Below are 22,578 nucleotides of genomic sequence, written 5' to 3' on the forward strand. Positions count from 1 at the left end.
GATTATGAGAAAAGATAAAGTTAAATGGCGGAGAAAGGGGGATTCGAACCCCCGCGGCTGTTACACCCTAACGCTTTAGCAAAGCGCCCCCTTCGGCCTCTTGGGTATCTCTCCGTAGTGGCTCCCCGAACAGGACTCGAACCTGTGACAACTCGATTAACAGTCGAGTGCTCTACCAACTGAGCTATCAGGGAATAACATAAACTAATGTAACATGTACAACATTGGATGTCAAGGCATATATTCTTTTTTATGAAAGCGGCATCTATGCAGCAGCGAAGCGGCAATGATCCACCCGCCTGCTGCATCAACTCTAATCTACTCCGAGTCTTGCAATGCCATGCTACAGCTGGACAAATGTAGCGTTAAGCTTCAGCCTGCTGATCATACCAGCGGGCTAGCGTTACAATTAAAGCCCCCATTCGCTCTTCTTCTGGCACTAGGATTCGCTCAACCCCTTCATCTAACAGCGCTGCTGCCGTAACTCTGCCCACAGCTGCCGCTAGGGTGCGATTCTGGAAGACTTCTCTTAGTGCGTGATCAAGCCCTTCTTCCTTCGCATATTCGAACAAGAAGCGCGCCTGAGGGGCACTCGTTAGCGCAACCGCATCAATTCGAGAGGAGAGCAGCTCATCCAGCAGCACCTGAAGATCCTCACGTGAAGGCGGAATATGCCGATAAGGCATCAATTCAAGGCACACTGCACCCGCTTCCTCCATAAAGCCGACCAGCTTCGGCGCCGGATCTCCATGAAGCTGAAGCGATACATGAAGCCCATTCCAATCCATACTCAGGGCCTGAAGCACTCGGATAAGCCCTAATGTAGAACCATCATCATCACGCGCTTCAGGCGTGAGCCCAAGCTTGCGCAGCGCATTAACCGTCTTGTATCCGCGAGCGGCATGCTTGGCAGCAGCAAGCTTAGCCAGCAGCGCTTCTTTCTTGCCGCTGAGCTCCGCTGCTTCCACAAGCTTATTTACCCCCATCCCCGTGGTCCATACTGCCCAATCGAGCGGCTGATGAATCAACTTGTCCACCTCAGACTCCAGATGTTCAAAGCCCTCGAACATGGTGCCCTGCGCCTGACGGACCAGCGGAATTCCACCTTGCTTCTCAATAAGGATGCTCATTTTCTTTGCTTTTCTTGGACCTGTAATCGCAATTACTTTCCCCTCTAGCTTAGCCATCAATTTGCCTCCTGCTCCTCTAATATTTTCATGAACCCTGCCAGTGCTTCATGCTGAGCTGCTTGAGGTGTCTGTAGAGCTGGAGGGTTTGGTATCATGCTTGGTATCATGCTTGGTATCTGCTTGTCACATGCTTGCATCCGCATCGGCTATACATTTGATCATTCGATATAGATACAAAGAATACATCCATTACGATAAGTCCAGCTGTTTTCAAGATGTGCCTTCAGGTTGTGTCTCTGACGGCAGGAGTTCCAATCTTAACTTGCCGCGGCATTTCCCGCACACATATTTCCTAATATCTACTTTACGCTTTCGAAGATACTGCTGTCCACAACTGTGACAGCGCAGCCGATATCGGTATGGCTCCGTACGCGGCTTGCTGATAGCAGGCAAGCTTTTGCAGTATCTAGATCCGCCAACTCTGGCCAGCAATGCCTTGAAATCAGCATCTTGATGCTTGTAACCTCGCTTTGCCAGATGAAGATGGTAATGGCACAGCTCATGCTTAATAATGCGCTCTACCTCTTCCGCCCCATTTTGAACATACTGCTTCGGATTGATCTCAATATCATGAGACTTGAGCAAGTATCGTCCGCCAGTGGAGGACAACCGATGGTTCCAGCGTGCCTGATGACGAAATGGAGTGCCAAAATCACGCAATGACACCTGCTCAATCCATTGCTGCAAATACGTATTGGTTAATTCAGCTTCCATTCTCCTCTCCCTTTCCGGACCTGCCGCGTCTCCTTATGAAAACCATGCAATCTACTTGAATTTGTACTTGAAGTCCTTTACACTGTCAAGAGAAAATGATGACCGATGAAGGAGAGAGAACCATGCCGAAGATGCGCTACCTCGTGTTCCAACAGGAATCCAGGCTGGAATTTGTCGAGATGCCAGCAGATTATGCGTATCAATTAAGCGCGCTCAATCTGCGATTGAATAAAGAAATCAGCAAGCTGACAGCTGCTAATGTGCCGAAGCTTCCAGTCGCTGTAGCCGAATGCGACCAGCTTGAGCTGCTCCGCGAGGAAGATCAGATCGTGAGCGGCATCGCTTACTTGAATCAGTTGGAGAAGAGCTTTGCTGCCATTCAGGAGAAAGAGTATCCGTTGATCTCGCTTCTTACCGAAATTCGAGCACTGGAAGCACAGCTTGAGCAATGGTATGAAGAAGAGGCATTGCTGTCCTAGCCTTCTTCACCTCTTTTCAGCTAAATTGCTTTATCCTTCTCCTTTGGGATGAGCACCGACGTACGGAACATATTAGCCGTTAACCCGACTCACGCGTTTAGTGGGCCGGGTTTTTATTTATGTTCTTCGCCATCCTTCATATCCATCTGAGATGGACCTGCACCAATTTGCACGATTGCCCATAAGATAGCCGTACAACGGGAAATGAAGTAGTGTCATGCTCCCCACAGATAACTTCCACAAGGGAGGCTATCCTATGCCGCAATGGTTGAGTAATCAATTAATGAGGGCTTTTCAAAAAAAGGATCGTCGTCAGATCAAGCTGCTGAATGAGTGCTGGTTTTTTTACCGTTCGAATCCACAAACGCGCAGTTAAATGCAAGAAGCGGTTACGTCAAGCAATCGCCTACTTTCGGTTGCGCTGAAGCGGTAATATCGTGCATCGCGAACTTGCATATGCCGGCTGCAAAAGGAACCGAAATGAACAACCATGGTCCCGAGAATCCTTCGTGATATCCCGGGATTCTGCACTCTAATAAAGGGACAAGCTGTGCATACGGCCTGCTTCGGCCTTTTGACTTAAGGCTCTATTCATACTCAACATCCTAAGATAAACATCGAACGAGGCTTACTGTTGAGGAAGCTGGCTTCAACAAGCATATTCATGATAACGATCGTCTTGTATACCCTAATGTTTTATCGCTATCATTACATAACAAAATAAACCCAGAATTGACTTATCTGGGTCTCTTCCGCACCCTTCTTCTTGGCCTTCCCCGAGTACTGGATATGACCAGAGGAAGCGCCAATCCGTCATCTTCCTCCCCTTCTCCCTCCTCACTTTCCTCCCGAGCCTTCAATAAAGAAAGAAGCGCAAACACGTCAGCTGCTACTGCCAAGAAAGCCGCGATGATTTCCAAATCATCAGACTGTATGCCTTCCGTTTGCGCAAGCGAGTTTTGATTTTGGCTGCTTTTCTCTTTGTTGCTGCTGGCTGTGCTCTTGCGGCGCGAACGTTTGGAACGATCCGATCTTCTTTTCGGCATTCACACTCCCCCTTTCTTATGACTCAAGGGATTTTTGCCCATTTGTATTACAGTATGATATCCATGCTGTTGCGGGCAGGGCGAGCGCCTAGTTCCGTACACATAAAAACAGGCTGCGCCATTTGGCGCAGCCTGTTAGCCCATTGTTTCATTCACGCAGCAGACCACAATTTCTTAGAGCTTAGCGAGCTTCAGAAGCTTCATTCGGCTGCTTCATCGTTAAGCCGACACGCCCTTTTTTGGTGTCTACATTCATGACCCATACCGTTACATTGTCGCCGACTGCCACCACATCAAGCGGATGCTTGACGAATTTGTCGCTTAGCTGGGAAATGTGCACAAGGCCATCATTTTTAATGCCGATATCTACAAAGGCACCAAAGTCAATTACATTGCGAACGGTTCCCTTAAGCTCCATGCCAGGCTTCAGATCCTCAATTTGCAAGACATCCGTTCTAAAGATTACCGGAGGCAGCTCTTCACGGGGATCACGCCCAGGACGAAGCAAGCTGTCGATAATATCTCTTAACGTAGGCACACCGACCTCAAGCAATTCAGCCGCCCCTTCGATATCCAGAGCCTGCAGCTTGTCCTTCAGCTCCCTCGTGCCAATCGAGTTCTGCGTCAGGCCCAGCGTGTCCAGCAGCTTCTCCACCACCTTGTAGGACTCAGGGTGAATCGGCGTGCTGTCGAGAAGATTGCCTCCGTCTGTAATGCGGAGAAACCCAATGGACTGCTCATATGCCTTCGGTCCGAGACGAGGCACCTTCTGCAGAAGATTTCGCTTCGTGAACTTGCCGTTCTCTTCGCGATACTTCACAATATTTTTGGCAAGTGTCGCGTTAATGCCTGACACATAAGCAAGCAGAGAAGGAGAGGCTGTGTTGACATCCACCCCAACATGGTTGACCGCAGATTCAACCACAGCTCCAAGACTCTCTTCTAAGCGCTTAGGTGTCACATCATGCTGATATTGGCCTACGCCAATCGCCTTTGGCTCAATCTTTACCAGCTCAGCGAGCGGATCTTGCAGTCGGCGGGCAATAGAAGCCGCGCTCCGCTCTGCTACATCAAGATTCGGGAATTCCTCTTGCGCCAGCTTGGAAGCCGAATATACACTCGCCCCCGCCTCATTCACAATCACGTATTGCAGCTTTTCTTTTGCTTTGTCTGATCGCTTCGCGATCCAATCCGCTACAAACTGTTCGGTTTCCCGCGATGCGGTGCCATTGCCGATAACAATCAATTCAAATTGATAAGTATTCGCCAAGCGGTCAAAGGTCTTCTCCGCCTCTGCCACCTTGTTATTTGGAGGCGTCGGGTATGTCACCGCCACCTCAAGCAGCTTGCCGGTATCATCCACCACTGCCAGCTTGCAGCCGGTACGAAAGGCTGGATCAACGCCCAAGACATGCTTGCCCTTCACCGGCGGCTGGAGCAGCAGACTCTTCAAGTTGCTGGAGAACACCTGAATGGCCTGTTCCTCCGCCTTCTCGGTCAGTTCATTGCGCACATCTCGTTCGATAGATGGAGCAATGAGACGCTTGTACGCATCTTCAGCCACCACTTGCAGAAGCTCCTTCACCTGAGAGGCTCCCTTGATCCATTTTCGCTCGATATAAGCCAAAATGCGTTCAAGCTGGACCTCAAGCGAGACCTTCAGCATCTCTTCACGCTCCCCGCGGTTAATGGCGAGAATACGATGGGACGGCAGCCGCTTCACAGGCTCTTGATAGTTATAATACATTTCATAGACCGATTCCGCTTCAGGGTTCTTCGCTTCCGTGCGAATCGTTCCCTGATCATATGTATATTGCCGTATCCATTGGCGGACAGCCGGATCGTCGCCGATCATCTCCGCAATAATATCCATCGCCCCCTGTAGGGCCTGTTCAATGGTTTCGACACCTTTCTCTGCATCCACGTATTTCAGCGCTTCGTCTGCTGGCTTCACCTCTTTAGGCTCCGTCAGCATCCAGCTTGCGAGCGGTTCTAGTCCCCGCTCCTTCGCAACACTGGCACGGGTCTTGCGCTTCTGTCGATAAGGGCGGTATAAGTCTTCTACCTCCTGCAGCTTCACCGCTTGTACGACTGTATTCTTAAGCGATTCCGTCAGCTTGCCCTGCTCGGCTATTAAACGCAGCACCTCTGCCTTGCGTTCTTCCAGTCCGCGCAAATATTTTAATCTCTCTTCAATAGCTCGAAGCTGATTCTCATCAAGCTCTCCTGTCATTTCCTTCCGATAACGCGCAATGAAAGGAATCGTATTGCCTTCATCCAGCAGTTCGATTGTCTTCTGGACCTGGCCTTTGCCAAGTGCAAGCTCCTGTGCCAACTGGCGGAGCAGCGACTCCTGCTGCTTCGACGTCATCTCCTCTAAGATGACATCCAGCGCTGACAGTTCTAACATTTCGTCATGTACAGTCATGTTTGAACTTCCTTTCCATGCCTTTTCTATCATTATTACCTATCTATTGTCGCAAAAAAATGAAAGCATTTCCACTCCCCTAAGTCAGATGACCTACAAACCTGACCTTAAGTATGATTTTGAAACGGAACAGAAAGGAAGTTCTTGTCAACGCTTTCATCCTTCTATACAATATGATATACAACACAACCACTATAACGCACACAAATGACTTTCGAATGGAAAGGGGGATAGAGACGCAGCGGCCTCTGCTCAACCTGAGCCAATAGCATCCAATTCATGATGTTATCGAACACATTTTCTTCAACCTTCACCATGACCTCGTTTTCGCCTGTTATGATCCAGCCTTTTTTGCAGCTATGAATTCATCCCGCATCCTTGACACGCTATCGTCCCTTATCTACACAACTGCCGCTCCACCGTCACATACTTCCATTACAGCTAATGTCTCTTCAAAATACGCAGCTTCTTATACCTGATTCCATGAAGGAGTGTATTTGTCCATGAGTAAAAAGCAAACTCTGGTCACCACGATCCTCTCGATGACGCTCGTATTCTCCATGCTGCAGCCCGTTCTTGCAGCCTCCAGCAATGAAACTGCAGCATCTGTAACGAATATGACATACGGCGACACTTCCTCCACGGCTACCGCCTTAGAGCATGATCTCTCCGTATTCAGCAAGGAGCTTGCAGGCATTCCACTCGATGGCGCCTCCTATAACGGCGGCGTTGCCCCTATTGGAGCGCAGGCCTTTGCCGTAAGCGCGGATGGGAAATCCACTTCACTGATGGCAGCAGGGCGCTATGGCGCCGGTCGTGTTACCGCTATCGGCGGAGAGGTGTATTTTAATTTTAAGGATGCGGATGCACCTAACAGCCATGCGCGTGTAGCACGCAATACATTACTCTGGTTGACGGAGGATCTGCCTATGAGCTACGAACAAGCCCTGAAAGGGGAGGGGACCATCTCTATTTTGACGAAGAGCTCAGACTTCGGAGCACGAGCTGATGTCCCTATCGAAGTAACCAAGGTTAACCATTGGTCAGACAAGGGAAGTGACGGCAAGCCGCTTCTTGATCCTGCCAAGTACCCAGTCGCCCATATTGATTATGCCTATGTAACAAAAGAAGACGTGCCTTTGCTGCTTGATTATGTGAGACAAGGCGGACGGCTAGCCGTTGCTCTGAAGGGATGGGTGCTTGAACAGTTCCCTTACGTTTCTCACGACAATGGCAAGGATCACGCCTTCCTAAGCAGCGACTATCCCCTTCAAGAGCTGTTAAATCAGCTTGGCATCTCCCTCATGAACAATCAGGCAACCAAGTGGGATGGCACAGCTAAGTTCCTCACAACCGAGGAATCCGCTCGCTATGGCCTTGATCACGTTCTAAGTGAAGCCAAAGCGGTGGAAGCCGGTACGAAGCCTATCGAAGATGCGGATATCGGACTCAGCCATTCAACAAGTCAGGATAAGCTTGCGATCCTCACCTCCACCTTAGTTGCTTCCTTGGGCTCATTGACGCCAGAAGCACCGCTGTATGCACAAGTCATTGCGGATTCAGAGAAGCTTGCTGAAGTGACGCTGCCGTTCTCTGCACAATCGAAGCCATACAGTGCTGCTCTGCTCCCGCTTCTGCTTGAACGTATCTTAAAGGACCCGGCCGGCACTAAATCGCCATTTGCTGACGAGTTCCCGGGCTCTGTACCTGCTGGCTCTGCTGTCAGTGCCAACAAGACAATCGAAGTCGACTTTGAATTCTCCAAGTTCAATTCCTTGCGACAGCTCTATACGCCTGATAATTGGATCAGCACGGGCTTGTATGCGAACCCAGGAGAATCCATCACCATCGAGGTGCCTACAGGAACAACCGATCTTGATGTGCAGATCGGCGCTCACACCGATAACTTAAGCGGGCTTTCGATGGACAAATGGCTGCGCGCGCCTGTCGTCACCAAGAGAGTCCCCTTGACTCCTGGCAAAAATACGGTTACGAGCCCTTACGGCGGCCTTGTCTATCTCATCCCGACAAAGTCTACTCCTGGCAAGAAGGCCAATATTACCATCAATGGAGGCTATTCCGCTCCGTATTATGTAATGGGCAAAACGAATAAAAACGACTGGAAAAAGACGATTCGCCATAACTCAGCGCCATGGGCTGAACTTCAATCAGACCGCGTCATCTTAACGGTGCCCTCTGAGTATATTCGCCATCTCGACAATCCTGATGAGGTATTGAAGCTGTGGGATGAGATGTTTGGCGAATTCGACGACTTGGTTGGCGTCTCGCCAGATCAGCCAGAACCTCATAAGAGCGTAAACCTGCCATTCCGATATGTAGGTGACAACCAGATAAGCGCAGGCTTCATGCATGCCGGCTATCCGATCATGTTCTTCAGCCAATCCTCTGCCAAGGATGCGGTAACCGTTGAGGGCATCAAGACGCTGGCAGGCTGGGGCTGGTGGCATGAGACCGGCCATGAATATCAGCAAAGCCCTTGGACATGGGGAGCCATTACGGAAGCAACTGTAAATCTCTTCTCATTGCGGGCGCAGGACTACTTCCATAATTCCTCGCGCTTGCTGCTTACTCGCTCAGATGGGACAACGGTATACGATCAAGCCTTCAAATATGTAAGCAAGCCTAATGAAGGCAAGAACTTCAACAGCGATCAAATTGATGTATGGAGCCGCTTGGTCATGTTCCGCCAATTGCAGCTAGCGTATGGCTGGGAGCTGTACTCCAAGATCTTTACCAGCGTTCGAGACATCCCTGCAGCAGAGCTTCCGAAGAACGACAGTCAGGAACTTGATCTGTTTGTCGTAAAAGCATCCGAGATGAGCGGACATAACCTGCTCGAATTTTTTGACAAATGGGGGCTTACATACAGCTCAGAAGCAAAGAACAAGGTTCTGGCGCTGAATCTGCCTAAGCCTGAGCAGGAGCTATGGACCCTAAAAGAGACGTCTCTCCTTACAGGACCCGAAACAACTCGCAATTATCAGCATGAGACGGTGAAGATCCCGTTCCAGCTTCACGGTGAGGTCACATCCATGAGCGTGAACGTTGACCAGACAAACGTTAAGCATGCAATCGAAGGGCAATCGATCGTCCTGGATCCGATCGAGCTGTCACTTGCGCCTGGCGAGCATCGTGTATTCTTAACTGCCACAGATAAAAAGGGGCAGAAGGAAACAGCGACCTTTACACTTCATATCCGTCTTGATCTTGCAAGTCTCGATGATCTAATCCATAAGGGAGCTAACACAAAGGCGATCAAAGACCAAGCTACAGCTGATCAACTGATTGTATTAATCCAGAAAATTCAAGCAGCAAGCGAAGGGGAAGCGAAGCAAGCGGTTTGGAAATCGTTGGAAGATACTATTGAAGCAAAAACTCCTTCACGCATCCATAAGGAATTTGCAGAGCTGCTGCTCCATAACATTGCCTATTTGAACATTCCGAAGCTGTAACATGAAGAAGCCGCCTACTTATCCAGCAGGCGGCCTTTCTTTAGTTACGGTTATTCAGCTGTTTCTTTCTAAGCGCAAACATCATCATACTTAATACCATCAAGCCCACACCTGCCAATTGCAGTGGCAGCATGCTCTTTTCTCCCGTCTGAGGAAGCTTTGCACCTTCTGAGGATGAATCAACCGCTGGAGGCACAGAATCCACTGATGAATCGGTATTTGTCGAACCGTCGACATTCTCATTTATTCCATCAACATCCGTCTCGGCACCGATCTCGGTAGATGTATCTGGATCAGTTGGAGTACTCGGATCGGTCGGCGTACCCGGATCAGTCGGCGTGCCTGGATCAGTCGGCGTGCCCGGATCAGTCGGCGTGCCCGGATCGGTCGGTGTGCCCGGATCAGTCGGCGTGCCTGGATCAGTCGGCGTGCCCGGATCAGTCGGCGTGCCCGGATCAGTCGGCGTGCCCGGATCAGTCGGCGTGCCCGGATCAGTCGGCGTGCCCGGATCGGTCGGTGTGCCCGGATCTACCGGTGGCTTAGGAATGCGGGCATTCTCTACCAATACTTCCGTTTGCTCACCGCCAATGATCTCAAATGGCGTTAAGATGTCCGATTTCAAATAGCCGATAGGAGCCGCAGCTTCCTCTAGATAATAGAGGGCTGGCTTCAGATGGTCTATCACGAGCTCGCCGTCTTGGTTCGTCACTCCAAAAATATCACGGCCATCTTTATCCTTCAACGGCTCTTTGTTCGCATCTAGAATCCTAAAGCTTGCTCCAGAGAGCGTAATGGATGGACGACTCAACTCCACCTTGGTTAGCTTGACAGAGCCAAGCAGCAGTTCATTTTCAAAAGTGAACTCCAGCTTGCGATCATCTACGACTTCGAACAAGAGCGGCTCTTGCTTGAGAACATAGCCCTCTGGCGCGACAACCTCAACCAGCTGATAGATGCCTGCTGGGAGCTGCTCCAACCGAAGAACTCCTGCTTCATCTGTCACTAAGTCACGCTCAATTACGCGGCTTTCTTGATCTCTCAGCTCGAACAGCGCACCTGCTAACGGAGTCCCAAGCTCTGCATCAATCTTCTTCAACTCCACATCGGCTTCATACACTTCATTTGTTACGGTAGCCGACTTCACGGAAGTTTGCTTCTCCTCAATGGTGAATGGAATCGGAGATGCATCCAGCTTGTATCCTTTCGGAGCTTGCACCTCAAGCAATTGATAGCTTCCTGCTTCCAAGTCAGACAAGTAAATCTTGCCCTCCGCATTAGTCTCTAGCGCTGTCTTGCCTTCAACGTCCAGATACTTGCCGTTCAGCTCGAATTGAAGCTTGAAAATAGCCCCTGCCAGCGTCTTTGCAGGACTGCCGTTATCGAACTTCGTTAACTCAAAGTCCCAGTTCCCCTTTTGATTCGCGATCTTAAAGGCTTCTGTATCGGACTTGAACGCAATCAGCTTTCCTGCTTCATACTCACTGCTCATCAAGTAGCCTTCTGGCGCAGCCAGCTCTTTTAAGAGATAGCTGTTATATCGATAGCTCTTAAATTCTGCTTCGCCTTGCTCATTCGTAACAGCCTTCTCAAGCAGCGTGCTGCCCGTCTTGTCATACAACCCAAACACCGCGCCAGCAAGCGGTACTTCAGTATCTCCATCCACCTTCAGCACCTTAATGTTTCCCTTGCCCTTAGCAGCGCCACCGCCTGCTCCAGCTAGACTCACAACAAAGTCGCTGTGATCCCCGGCTTCGATCTCCGTCGTGGATTGCCCAACAAGCTTTGCTTCATTGGCAATGATCTCACCATCATCAGCGTTGATAAACGATTGATATCGAAGCATATATGCCTCTTGAATACCGTTAAGGAAGCTCAGCTTGAATGAGTTCCCTTGTACGTCGAGCGTATATTGCGACTCGTCTACAAGGCCCCCTCTGATAAGATCTCCTGCTGATGTAACTGTTGTATTGTACAAGCGAATGGAATCCTTAAGCAGAAGCTGGTTGTCTGATAATGTATCAGAATATACCGCTCCTTGAATAAAGGATTGGCTGTAGTTGATAGCGACTTCCCACTGAGCAAATTCTGACTCCATCCCACTTCCTTGCACACCGTGCTTGCTTACAAACTCGCCGCCGTGCTTAGGAGAAACGGTCGTTCCTTTTTCGAACAATACCCGATCAGGATTCGTTAGGTCCTCCAGTGTTGCTTTATTCATATATTCCTTCTCGACCTGCCGTCCCTCTAGGCTGGTCTTGTACGTAATGCGATATGCAGAGTCAATAGGCTTCAGGAATTTGAGCTCGAAGCCGTCTTTCCCATCCACTTGCTTGAGCTCAACCGTATAGTCCTCGGAAGGAACTTGTTCTCCTACCTGTACGCCATTGCGATCACCCGTCAGAATCAGATGCTCAACCTTCACAGATGAAGGCTCGAAGTGTTGAACTCCTGTGTAGTAATCCCTAACGACGGCCTGCTGAATCTTATGAAGATTGTAGTTTATATCAATCGTCCAAGTGATCTCTTTGGTCTTGGCATCGTAGGCGCCCTTCTTATTCCCATTATGCTTCGTATAAGGGTCCAGCTCTGCCTGCGCAGACTGAGACATCGACTTGTTCTCGCCATTCTCCAACCAATGCAAGGTCGCATGGTTGTGATAGACAATTCCCTTAATCTCCGAAGGGTCATAGTAAGTAGGGTTGAATGCTGTCTTGTATGTGATTACGTGACGGTCTGTCACATCATGCAAAAATGTGATCTTCAACCCGCTTCCATAGTCAGGATTCGGCTCAAGCGTATAATCTGCATTCACCTCAAGACCACTTACGCTTAGCGTACCTGGAATAAGGGTTAGTCCTTGATCCGCGAATTGATCGGCCAGAACGACATTGTGCATCGTCTTCTGGTCTTCATTCAGCCAGATTTTCCATTCGATGGTCTTCTCGCTAAAATCAACCTTGCCCGCTTGCTTGACAAAGATGACTTGCTTAATCCCTTGCGACACTTCGATTTTGCCGCTGTTCTTGCTCTCTACGGCATTGCTTACTTTGTCATCGTTAAAGACACGATCCGCCGCTTTTGTTTGATACACAATTTCATAAGCGGCATTTACATCCGACAGAAAAGCAAGATCGAAACCGTTCGCTGACGAACTAACCTCATAATCAGTTCCCTTAACTAACGGTGTATTGCTCTTGCGTTTCGCTTGGCCATTCGCTAGAATCTCCATTTCAAACACTTCAAAAGAATCCGTGAGCAGATGCTGAATGTTCGTATCGAAGGTATCCTTGATCCAAGCGTCTTGTTGCGCTAACGGCTGCTCGTTGTAATTGAATTCAATAGCCCAAGTTACGGTTTGAGAAGCAGAATGGTAATTGACTACTCGTTTGTTCAGCGGCTTGCTGTAGCGGACTTGGACGCTCGTCGACGTCTCCATAGATGGAGAATCATTGCTGCCAATCAGCTCAGCCTTGTTCGAGTATGCGGTATCAACAGGCTTCATTATATCGGTAGAATAAGCGACACGATACGCATGCGTAATCGTCCCCATGTCAATGGCAAAGCCATTCTCCGTCTCTGCGATTGAATAGTCCTGATCCAGAACCAGCGGATCGCGCTCAACGACAGAGCCATCAAGCTGAACATCGAGCAAGATGACCTGAACGGAGGATAGATCCAAGGACAAGCCTTCTTTTGGCACAAATTGATCCTTGAATACCGCATCATGAATCTCGTGCTCGCCTTGGTTAAAATCGATCTTCCAATCAATACGATCAGGATTAAACACCTTGTTCGCTGAACCGGTCTTGCTGATGTTCTGATTCCCCTCTGGCTTGAAATGAACCGGAATCTTTACTTGATCGCCTTTAAAATCAAAAACGACTTCCTGCTCGGTGCTGCCAGAGAATTTTCCTTTTTCAAATTCGGCCCATACAAAAAATTGGCCAACGACTTCAGCATTATCATTAATGAGATCGCTGAATGTAAAGGTGACCTGTCCGCTCGGCAATACCTCATATGTACCATATCCGCCTTCTAGCTCACCAGTAAGTACACGATCCAAGCGGAATTGTTCAGGCAGTTGAAAGGTAAATTCCGCTCCTTCTGTATAACCGTGCCCCATCGGCAGCTTCCAATCAAAGTCAATCTGAACGCGCGACCCTTGTTCAGGGCGTATCGCCTCAATCCGATTGCCTTCTTTATCTTTCATGATCACATTCGTAATGATATTTTCTTGAATGATCCCTGTTCCATCCTTCTGCTCTTGAGCTTCTTCGTCAAGTGGAGTTGTCAATGTGTGTAATTCCTCTAAAGCTTCAAGTGATGAATCGACGGAATGATTACTTGCTTGCACCATGGACGGAAACATCCACAGATTGGATATTAATCCCACCACCAAGACAAGCGCTAGGACTTTTCGTAATCCCTTCATATTCCTCCTGTTCCTCCTCATCTATGCGTGAATCTATTGACATGCATACAGTAGAAAAATATACAGGAGTCTTCTGAATAATTTCTGAATATGACCTGTTTCCATGGAATTTTCACAATAACTTTCACAAAAAAACAAAAAAACTGCTCATCTCTGATAAAGAGACCCTGCAGTTTCTTCTAATGAAGATTACATCGCGAAGCTCAACATGCGCAATGAACGATGGAGTCCGATCCTCTCGCTAGATGGAGACGGTCTGCTCTCTCCACTTCCATACCAATCGCTAACCTCTTGACTTGGCGCCACATCAAGCTCCTCGCTGTAAGTCTTCTTCCAACGTATTGTTGAGACAGGCGGAGCCTGATGCACCCTTTGTTCCCATTCTTCCACATCCAGTTTGACCTGCCTCCATACCAGACGGTATCCTTCATCCTTGTATTTGATCTGGAGATCAAGACCCGATTGTTTGATCATCTTACGAATCTGGTATACGGCCGTATACAATTGGGTTGTGGAGGGCTTCGTATCGTAATCCGACTAGAGCAGTTCAAGCAGCGCATCCTTCGAGACCGTTTTAGCTCGATGATGACTAAAGTACGCAAACAAAGCAAATAATCCAATTCATCTCAAATGCCTTGTCCGCATGATCCTTATAAACGGTAACAAACACAATCTCAAGATCTGGCTTCAGCTCAAGCAATTGCTCTGCTAGACGAATTCCATCCATGAGCGGCATTTCAATGTTCAAGAAAGCGATATCAATATTGTCCATTCGTAGCGCATCTAGAGCCTTCGTAGGATAGCATGGCATTCTTCAATTACAAAAGGGTACTACCCGCTTGTGATAATACCCAAAGCATGCATATGATTCCTTCTTATATGAAAGGCTATAAGATGATGAATAAAAACATTATTCAGATGGCTTTTCTGCTTGCTTTTGCTTAATCCGTTCAAAAAGAATATCATAACTGTGATTGCCATGATTCAAGGAACGCTTCACACGAGAGATCGTGGCTGTGCTTGCATTGGCCACCTCTTCAATCTCGCTGTACGTATGATGGTTATACAGCATCTTCGCAACTTGAAAGCGCTGTACCATCGTTTTAATTTCATTTACCGTGCACAAATCGTCGAAGAATGCATAACATTCCTCAAGCGTTTCCAATGAAAGAATACCTTCCATAAATTCTTCCAAAGCCTTCCCTTGCAGTTCATCTATTAGCATAGGGCTACCTCCTTGTGTACGACAACTTTTTCCCTGATATGATCTTTATCCCTTTACTTTCTGAATTAGGTATAACATATTATTGCATATTTTTCATCTGTAAATAGTTCCATTTTCTTCACAATCTATCCTCTTGACAAGAACGCAAGAAGAAACGCTTACGACGTATTTAGATGACGAAAGCGTTTCTTCATTAGGATCTGTTCATGTTTAGGACTTAGCCGGCTTGGCTGCTGAGCGGGATTTACCCACGAATCCATACAAAATATTAATCACAGGAGCAGCAATACAGAAGATTGCAAATGGCAAATATTCAAGCGTAGAGACACCTAATGTCCCTGTGATGAATACTCCGCTGACGCCCCAAGGAATAAGAGCATTAAAGGCTGCACCGCCATTAGCGAGAATTCGCGTCATTTCCTTACGAGGAAGCTTCATGGCATCATACTGAGACTTGAACGCTTCACCCGGTAAAATAATGGATAAATATTGCTCACCAAGCAGTAGGTTAATTCCCATTGAGCTGAGTGCCGTCATAAGAATGACCTTACCCTTTGTACTAACAAAAGATGTAATTCTTGAAATGATTGTTTTGATAATGTTCAGCTCTACTAATAAACCGCCAAGAGCCAATGCAAGAAGAATTAAGGATACCGACCACATCATGCTCTGTATGCCCCCGCGTGACAGAAGCTTATCGACACTTTCCACACCGGACTGCGACACATATCCGTTCTGCATGAGCGTGGAGATCTCCGCAAGCTGTGTATGAGGGTGGAAGATGTACAGAACACCAATCGTACAGGCAATGCTAGCTAGCAAGGTTGGAATAGCGGGAACCTTCTTCCAAGCGCATAAGAATAACACCAGCACTGGAATAAGCGTTACCACCGATATCGTAAAGGAGGCATTTAAGGTTTGTACCAATTCATTAATCTGATCCCCCGTTGTTGCGCTGCCTGCTCGTCCCATTACCGTAAAGGCTGCAAGCGAGACCAAGAAGGCGGGTATAACGACGCGCAGCATATAGCGAATATGGTCAAACAAATCAACCTCTCCGATCGCAGAAGCTAGGTTCGTCGTATCGGACAACGGAGAAATATTGTTGCCTAGAAATGCACCGGAGACAATGGCACCCGTGGTGATTGCCGGGTCGTAGCCCATCATCTGCCCCATGCCAAAGAAAGCAATGCCGACAGTGGATATCGTTGTAAAAGAGCTTCCTACGGTGATTCCGACAACTGCACAAATAAGAAATACGGAAGGTAAAAAGTACTTCGCGGATAAAATACTGAACCCATAGACCATAATGGTCGGAATGGTGCCTGCAGCAATCCAAACACTGACGAGCGCACCGATAAGCATAAAGATTAGGATTGGGATAAGCCCAGGCGTAATACCGGCTGTGATGCCCTTATGAACTTGATCCCAAGAAGAACCCTTGATTTTTGCAAAAATGATGACAATGCCGATAGAAACTAGAATTGGAACTTGCGGGTCCATGCCAAGGCCGACAATGGAAGCTCCTATAATCGCTAATAATACGACTAAAAGAAACAAACTTTCTTTTAGCGTCACCTCTCTATTCATAAGCTGAACTCCTCTCATGTAGTGACCATCTAGGGCAAGGGAGTATAGATCAAAGTCAGTCTGTTAGATTGGACAACCAACATGGTGCTTCATGGCTTTACCATGCGCTGTTCAGCCTTATTGTATGCACCGTGCCAAACCGGACCTACATACTGATTAAAGGCAAATCCCTGCTTAATGGCCTCGGTAGTAAATTGCTTCGCCATGGCCACCGCATCTTTAACCGTGTTCCCTTTTGCTAATCCTGCGGCGATCGCTGCGGCAAACGTACAACCTGCGCCGTGATTATGATTCGTTTCCATTTTGTCCGCTTCATACAACACAAACTCTTTACCATCATACAGCAAATCGATCGCTTTTGGACCGTGAAGCGCCTTGCCGCCTTTTACTACAACGTGTTTTGCCCCAAGTTCGACAATTTTATGTGCGGCTTCCTTCATTTGATCCAAGGTCGTTATCTTGCCTGTTCCTGCAAGCTGACCTGCTTCAAACAGATTAGGGGTTACGATCGTCGCTTTCTCAAGCAACAGCTCACGAATCGCTTGTCCGTTCTCTGGCTGCACAACCTCGTCTTCGCCTTTGCATACCATGACGGGATCAATAACAACATTCTGAATGGCATGCTCATCAATTATCGAGCGAAGAAGCTTAATGATCTCTACCGAGCCTAGCATGCCTGTCTTCATGGCATCAAGCGCTCCACCAGCCAAGATCGTCTTCATCTGCTTGTGTACCAATTCAGGATCAATCGGCTGCACGGCATGATGCCAGTGGTGATCAGGATCCATGGTTACGATGGACGTAATAGCTGTTAAACCATAGGTACCGTACTCTTCAAATGTCTTGAGATCAGCTTGAAGACCTGCGCCACCGCTGGAGTCTGATCCAGCAACAGTCATTACTTTTTTAATGTTGTTAGACATGATCAAGCGCTCCTTATGTGCATAGAGGAATGCGTAACGAAAAACTATCGTTACGCATTCTTTAACATTTTTATTGTTCGTTCATTTCATACGTGTAGATTTTTTCAAGCTTGTCTTGCATTGCATTCGCAATCTTCTCTGCGTATTCTTCAAATACTTCTGCATCATGGGCATATGGGGACAATGCACATGCGCGAAGAATGGTTACTTTACCTGCTTTGTCCCACTCTGCTTCAGTGAAGCCAAGGCTCTGCACGAATTCCAATGGGCTGTTGCCGTAGTCAGGAATAGCAAAGTCAGTATGGGAAGTAATGAATTCATTGCTGTACAAGCTTCCTTTAACATATGAAGCATAGTCGAAGAAGTCATGGTTCAGCTTGTTCATTCTCTCAAGATCTGTGTTGCCTTCCTCATTGAATACATAGTCCACCATGTTGAAGTCAGGCTTAGTCAATGGGTGCAGCTCGATTACTTTGCCGTCCACATTGAATTTACGGCCTTTCAAGAAGTTATAGAAACGGAAAGCACCTTCGATGCTTGCGCCCATCAGCTTACCATAGCCAGTCACGTTAAGCGGCAATACTTTGTGTGCTGTCCATACTGCAGCTGCAGTTGCACCTGCTTTGGAACCTTCAAGGATATATGCACCAAGAAGAGCTGGGATATCTGCATCTTTTTCAAATACGTACGTAGCGAAGTAAGAGATCGCATCACGCATACGGCTGTCTTTGATTGCAATCGCACCAGCGGAATAAGGAATATATCCCATTTTATGCGGGTCAATCGTAACGGACTCAACTTTGCTCATCGCATCGAATGCATTATACACATCTTCCGTGAGCCATTCGTCTTTCAATTGCATATCTGTAAAGATGTTGTGTTTTTTGTACACTTCATCAATCTTGTCATAAGGAATGAATTCATCATTCTCATCCAAGAAGATCGCACGTGCATAACCGCCGTAAGCAGCATCCACGTGAATATAATAGTAAATGCCTTCTTTCGCCAATTTCTCACGAAGTTCAACAATTTTGTCAATATGGTCAATTTGGCCTTCTTCTGTACTGCCGACAACCCCTACTACACCAAGTACAGGCGTGCCTTCAGCAGCAAGCTCACGAATTCTTGCTTCGAGCTTAGTGATATCCATATGGTAGCTGCTGTCTACATCGATTGCTTCTACAGCATCAAGACCAATACCGATAATGTCTGCCGCTTTGAGCCAGGAATAGTGTTTGGTTTGTGGAATCAACCATTTGCCCAGTTTGTTGAGGTAACGGCCGCTGCGAGCAGATTTCGCTTTAATTTCATCAAGCTGATCCGGAATTTTCTCCATGATGTCAAGAATTTCGTCAGTGGACATATTGAGCAATTCCCATTCGGATTTGCCTTCAACTTGTTCTGGTGCTACTTCTTTGATAGCAAGCGGCAAGGACTTCATGTTGCGTGCATACCAGAGACCTTCCAAGTTAGCGATGGAACCATCAGCACAGATGTGGCCCCAGCTTTCGCCAGCTTTGTAGCTCATCATTTTGCACAATTGATGACCAACTTCTTCCTCCATTTGAGATGTACCTGGGGAGGATTCATACGCAACGTTGTTACCATTCCAAAGCATAGCAGCAGAGTAAGCGATGATCGCAGGCATCAAGGTCTCAGAGTTCATATGGCCCCAGAAGCGACCTGCGGTGTGCCAAGGAAGGGATTGTGAGCGAAGCTTCGAAGACAGCTCGTTGAATACGCTGCGCATATGATCCGCTGTATCCTGGAAGCTCTTCGAGCTCTTGTCAAATGGTGTGATGACAGGCAAATCTTGAGGCATATAGTTTTGACGCCAGCCAACGTGCTCGTCCACAATTTTTAGAAGAACGTCTTTGAATAGGTCAACGTTTTCCCCTTTGTCTCCAAGGAACAATGCTTTTAGGTTAATTTCAGGAATTTGATAAGTCATGATTGTAAACCTCCCATATTTGATGATGGAATTTGATCGTCATTATCGTGCTTGCTTGACGCTTTGACTACTTCAGTTTTTTTCCAGCTTGGTTTCTTCAACTTATTAATGATAAGTGCAATACCCACCATGACGATGGTCGCGACCACTTGATAAACGATGTAGCCTGTATATTGACTTGGTTCCAAAATTGAAGGAGGAATCAAGCTGACAACAAGAGTAATCCCTACACTAAGCATGGACAGCAAGGATACGAACCACATGAGTCCATTGCCTTTATTGCCCAAGCGGAACGGTCTTTCCGCATCTGGCATTTTATAGCGAAGGCGAATCGCAGAGATTGCGATCATGGCATAAACCAAGCAGTAAAGAATCGTTGTTGTAATGGTAATAATCAAGAATGCACTGTTAACGTCTGGTACAACGATATATAGAACAGATACGAGCGAGATGACGATAGCTTGAATCAACACGAACGTAATCGGAATATTCTTATCTGTACGCTTCTGGAAGAAAGGAGGCAAGTTGCCTTCATCTGCTACCTTAATCATCGATTTACTTGGACCAAGCACCCATGCGCTCAACTGTACAAGCACACCGATTAGAATCATGGCGGAGATGATATTAACGAAAATCGTTGGAATACCTAAATTCTCAGCGAAAATCATGTATGGCTGTGTAATGTTTGCGAGTTCCATCTTGCCCATAGGCACGGCATTGGATACTGTCATACCTGCAATCAAGTTAAAGATAACGAGCAAAATAACGGATGCAATTACGGCAATTGGATAATTGCGCTTAGGATTATCAATGTTGTTCGCATGGACAGAAGAAATCTCAACGCCCGCGAAGATAAAGATGATACCAGACAAGTATGCCAAGCTGCCTAGATCCCCAAGGTTAGGAAGCAGGTCGCTTGCTTTGAAATTGCCCAAATAGCTGTTTGGCTGAATGCCGTTTTTGAACATATAGATAACACCGAGAACAACCAGGATCACAAATGGAATGTATACCCCGATTATTGCTCCCCAGTTACCTGCGATCTTGACCATGTCAAACTTGAGGTTTAATAAGGTAACGCCCCAATAAGAAATCAAGATGACAGCGAAGATAAATAAGTTATTGGAGGATAAATCCGGTTTGTTAATGACGTATCCAAATAGAACCCCTACTGTAGATGCAACCATTACCATCCCGAAGAACATCTGAACCCATAAAAGCCACGAGGTAACGAAGCCCCACTTCTCACCGAGCGCTTTTTTCACCCACACTTGCGGTCCGCCTTCTTCCGGGAACCCAGTGGACAGCTCTGCAGACATTAAGGCGATCGGAAGGGCAAACAGCAGTGCTGCAACCAGCATGTAGAAGATCTGCGTCCAACCGGTAATGGCTAGCGTCGGCACACTACGTACGGTACCAAAGAACGCCATCGTGATACCAATTAGCCCGAACAGCGTCAATTTTTTTGAGTTGGCCATAAAATGATCCTTCTTTCTTTATTTTTGTATAAAAAGTTCAATCTTCCCGATCATTTAATCATGAATAAAACATGAATAAATGCTGCTCAAAAGGAATTGAAACGTAAGAAGTACACCACCTTGCTGTTAGGAAAGTTTTATAGGTTTTTGTTAATCGATTAACTTTCACCGCAAGTATACTCCTCATTTTTTTGTTCTGTCAAACGACTTAAATACCTTATTACAAAAGGATTATCAGGAATTTTCCAAAATCTAATTAAACCGTACGTTAAAGCTTTCACTACTTCACTGATGAATCATTTAAACGTTTTATGCTTTTATCGATTAAAGCATTTTCAGGCTAAAAACTTGAATAATAATTCATAATAATAAATAAATATTGCATCCTGAATGTTCATGTTCCCTCATCATCCGCATCTACGTCCAACATTTCGCGCTCACATCCTTTCCCCAGCCAAAAGTCAAAGATCCTTTAGTAGTAAAGGATTCACTGTAGCTATATCTAGATTGAACCGGAGCAGGCGATTATATATCTGAACAATGAACCAAGTTGAGGGATTAAGTGGACGGATTAGTAAAGAAATTGTTACTTTGTGAAAAAGAATACTTATACAGCCACGAGGATAAAGCGATTGTTGGCAGGGAGTGAATAGGGTTTTACAATATTAACGTTTTCGATCATCTTTACCAGCATCTGCTATACACCAATTTTTCTCCATTTGATTGGCAACCGGAATTGATCTGGATGATTTTACTAGGAAAAAATATAAAAAAAGTGGATTGCACCGCTCAATCAGAGCTTTACAACCCACCAAAAGTGTGATATATATCACTATTATTTCATGCTCAAAATCACATATTGCGCATGGAGATGATTTTCATTGCTTGTCAGCAATCAGCAAGCACTTATGCCATTCTTAAGCCAGCATGCCAGTGTCTCATCATGCTAAAAGCATGATTTGCAATGGCATCATGAATAGCGAACTGCTCGACATCATAGTGAAGCAGTGGTGCAACTTGATTCGCTTGTTCCTTCATTAGTCGGCTGTAGGCGATCCAACGTCTTGAGGGAATGGGCTCGGACGCTGGCTCAGGGCATTCTTCTGAAGTGAACGCTGCACAAGCCGCCAAAGCTTCCATCATATGGACTTGATGAGTCCGATCTCCTTTTTCATTCAGCGCGATAATCGATACCGCCAACTCGTCTTCTGGGGCCTGATTAAGCGCTCTTGCCCACATATCAAGCCAATCCTTCTTTTTTATGTAGTATCGTCCTTGTACATAGCTTTTCATCATGGGCAGCAGCAAATGAATGGTTGGATGATACATACTGCCTGCCTTGACAATATCAAGCATCCGAAAGTAGCCTAACGATACCTGCTTAATGTTTTTGTATTTGAATAATCGATTTAATCCTAGAAGCATCTTGTCTAACTGATCATTTATTCGTTCTTCAGATACATTGGCAAGCCCTAGATTTACAATTTGCCAATTCACTTGCTTTGCGTCGTTTATTTTCGAAATAAGAATATGATTGTATAATGCATAGTCCAACGATTTTTTACATCCCCCAACCATCATCGTCTTAAGCCCCTCTCTAATAAGAAAACCTCTCGCGAGGCCAATCAGGATAAGCGGTCTCATGTAGA

16 protein-coding genes and 2 tRNA genes are annotated in these 22,578 nt (G+C 46.8%); 3 read left to right on the forward strand and 15 right to left on the reverse strand.

Going from position 1 to position 22,578, the window contains the following annotated elements:
• Positions 1 to 25: 25 nt before the first annotated feature.
• The 4 genes from B9Y93_RS10130 to B9Y93_RS10145 all read right to left on the reverse strand — a co-directional run bounded on the left by B9Y93_RS10130 (position 26) and on the right by B9Y93_RS10145 (position 1,904).
• Positions 26 to 114 (reverse strand) — tRNA-Ser (locus tag B9Y93_RS10130).
• Positions 115 to 118: 4 nt separating this feature from the next.
• Positions 119 to 194, reverse strand: a tRNA-Asn gene (locus B9Y93_RS10135).
• A 171-nt stretch (positions 195 to 365) separates the two neighbouring features.
• The gene (locus B9Y93_RS10140; protein WP_085494290.1) at positions 366 to 1,187 is read right to left on the reverse strand and encodes a uroporphyrinogen-III synthase; all 822 of its coding nucleotides are present in this window, start codon (positions 1,185 to 1,187) and stop codon (positions 366 to 368) included.
• A gap of 213 nt (positions 1,188 to 1,400) precedes the next feature.
• Positions 1,401 to 1,904: a SprT family protein gene (locus B9Y93_RS10145; protein ID WP_085494291.1), complete on the reverse strand. Its 504-nt coding sequence runs from the start codon at positions 1,902 to 1,904 to the stop codon at positions 1,401 to 1,403.
• Between the two features lie 122 nt (positions 1,905 to 2,026).
• On the opposite strand from B9Y93_RS10145, the gene B9Y93_RS10150 reads away from it, so the two are divergent.
• Positions 2,027 to 2,383, forward strand: coding sequence for a hydrolase/acyltransferase (locus B9Y93_RS10150; RefSeq protein ID WP_085494292.1), 357 nt, complete (start codon positions 2,027 to 2,029; stop codon positions 2,381 to 2,383).
• A 256-nt stretch (positions 2,384 to 2,639) separates the two neighbouring features.
• Positions 2,640 to 2,759: a cortex morphogenetic protein CmpA gene (gene cmpA / locus B9Y93_RS10155; protein WP_085494293.1), complete on the forward strand. Its 120-nt coding sequence runs from the start codon at positions 2,640 to 2,642 to the stop codon at positions 2,757 to 2,759.
• Between the two features lie 361 nt (positions 2,760 to 3,120).
• Here the strand turns inward: cmpA and B9Y93_RS10160 are convergent, their stop codons facing one another.
• Both B9Y93_RS10160 and B9Y93_RS10165 read right to left on the reverse strand, forming a co-directional pair.
• Positions 3,121 to 3,429: a hypothetical protein gene (locus B9Y93_RS10160; RefSeq protein ID WP_085494294.1), complete on the reverse strand. Its 309-nt coding sequence runs from the start codon at positions 3,427 to 3,429 to the stop codon at positions 3,121 to 3,123.
• Between the two features lie 181 nt (positions 3,430 to 3,610).
• Positions 3,611 to 5,857: a Tex family protein gene (locus B9Y93_RS10165; RefSeq protein ID WP_085494295.1), complete on the reverse strand. Its 2,247-nt coding sequence runs from the start codon at positions 5,855 to 5,857 to the stop codon at positions 3,611 to 3,613.
• A 503-nt stretch (positions 5,858 to 6,360) separates the two neighbouring features.
• On the opposite strand from B9Y93_RS10165, the gene B9Y93_RS10170 reads away from it, so the two are divergent.
• Positions 6,361 to 9,330 (forward strand): M60 family metallopeptidase, encoded by a 2,970-nt coding sequence (locus B9Y93_RS10170; protein WP_085494296.1) that lies wholly within the window; start codon positions 6,361 to 6,363, stop codon positions 9,328 to 9,330.
• A gap of 40 nt (positions 9,331 to 9,370) precedes the next feature.
• Here the strand turns inward: B9Y93_RS10170 and B9Y93_RS10175 are convergent, their stop codons facing one another.
• From B9Y93_RS10175 to B9Y93_RS10215, 9 genes are all read right to left on the reverse strand, one after another.
• On the reverse strand, positions 9,371 to 13,762 hold the full coding sequence (locus B9Y93_RS10175) for a collagen binding domain-containing protein (protein WP_176228888.1): 4,392 nt from the start codon (positions 13,760 to 13,762) through the stop codon (positions 9,371 to 9,373).
• Between the two features lie 189 nt (positions 13,763 to 13,951).
• Positions 13,952 to 14,236: a hypothetical protein gene (locus B9Y93_RS10180; RefSeq protein WP_085494298.1), complete on the reverse strand. Its 285-nt coding sequence runs from the start codon at positions 14,234 to 14,236 to the stop codon at positions 13,952 to 13,954.
• Positions 14,237 to 14,351: 115 nt separating this feature from the next.
• Positions 14,352 to 14,534, reverse strand: coding sequence for a response regulator (locus tag B9Y93_RS10185; protein WP_176228889.1), 183 nt, complete (start codon positions 14,532 to 14,534; stop codon positions 14,352 to 14,354).
• A 138-nt stretch (positions 14,535 to 14,672) separates the two neighbouring features.
• Positions 14,673 to 14,987: a YerC/YecD family TrpR-related protein gene (locus B9Y93_RS10190; RefSeq protein ID WP_085494300.1), complete on the reverse strand. Its 315-nt coding sequence runs from the start codon at positions 14,985 to 14,987 to the stop codon at positions 14,673 to 14,675.
• A gap of 210 nt (positions 14,988 to 15,197) precedes the next feature.
• Positions 15,198 to 16,577, reverse strand: coding sequence for a Na+/H+ antiporter NhaC (gene nhaC, locus B9Y93_RS10195; protein ID WP_085494301.1), 1,380 nt, complete (start codon positions 16,575 to 16,577; stop codon positions 15,198 to 15,200).
• Between the two features lie 89 nt (positions 16,578 to 16,666).
• Positions 16,667 to 17,500 (reverse strand): bifunctional hydroxymethylpyrimidine kinase/phosphomethylpyrimidine kinase, encoded by an 834-nt coding sequence (thiD, locus tag B9Y93_RS10200; protein WP_085494302.1) that lies wholly within the window; start codon positions 17,498 to 17,500, stop codon positions 16,667 to 16,669.
• A gap of 70 nt (positions 17,501 to 17,570) precedes the next feature.
• Positions 17,571 to 19,451 (reverse strand): tyrosine decarboxylase, encoded by a 1,881-nt coding sequence (gene tdc, locus B9Y93_RS10205; protein WP_085494303.1) that lies wholly within the window; start codon positions 19,449 to 19,451, stop codon positions 17,571 to 17,573.
• Positions 19,448 to 20,929, reverse strand: a complete 1,482-nt coding sequence (tyrP, locus tag B9Y93_RS10210) for a tyrosine-tyramine antiporter (protein ID WP_085494304.1) — start codon at positions 20,927 to 20,929, stop codon at positions 19,448 to 19,450. The genes tdc and tyrP overlap by 4 nt, the downstream gene beginning before the upstream one ends.
• Positions 20,930 to 21,835: 906 nt before the next feature.
• The gene (locus B9Y93_RS10215; protein WP_176228890.1) at positions 21,836 to 22,483 is read right to left on the reverse strand and encodes a protein rep; all 648 of its coding nucleotides are present in this window, start codon (positions 22,481 to 22,483) and stop codon (positions 21,836 to 21,838) included.
• Positions 22,484 to 22,578 lie beyond the last annotated feature (95 nt).

Source organism: Paenibacillus aquistagni, assembly GCF_900177815.1.
Lineage (GTDB): Bacteria > Bacillota > Bacilli > Paenibacillales > Paenibacillaceae > Paenibacillus_B > Paenibacillus_B aquistagni.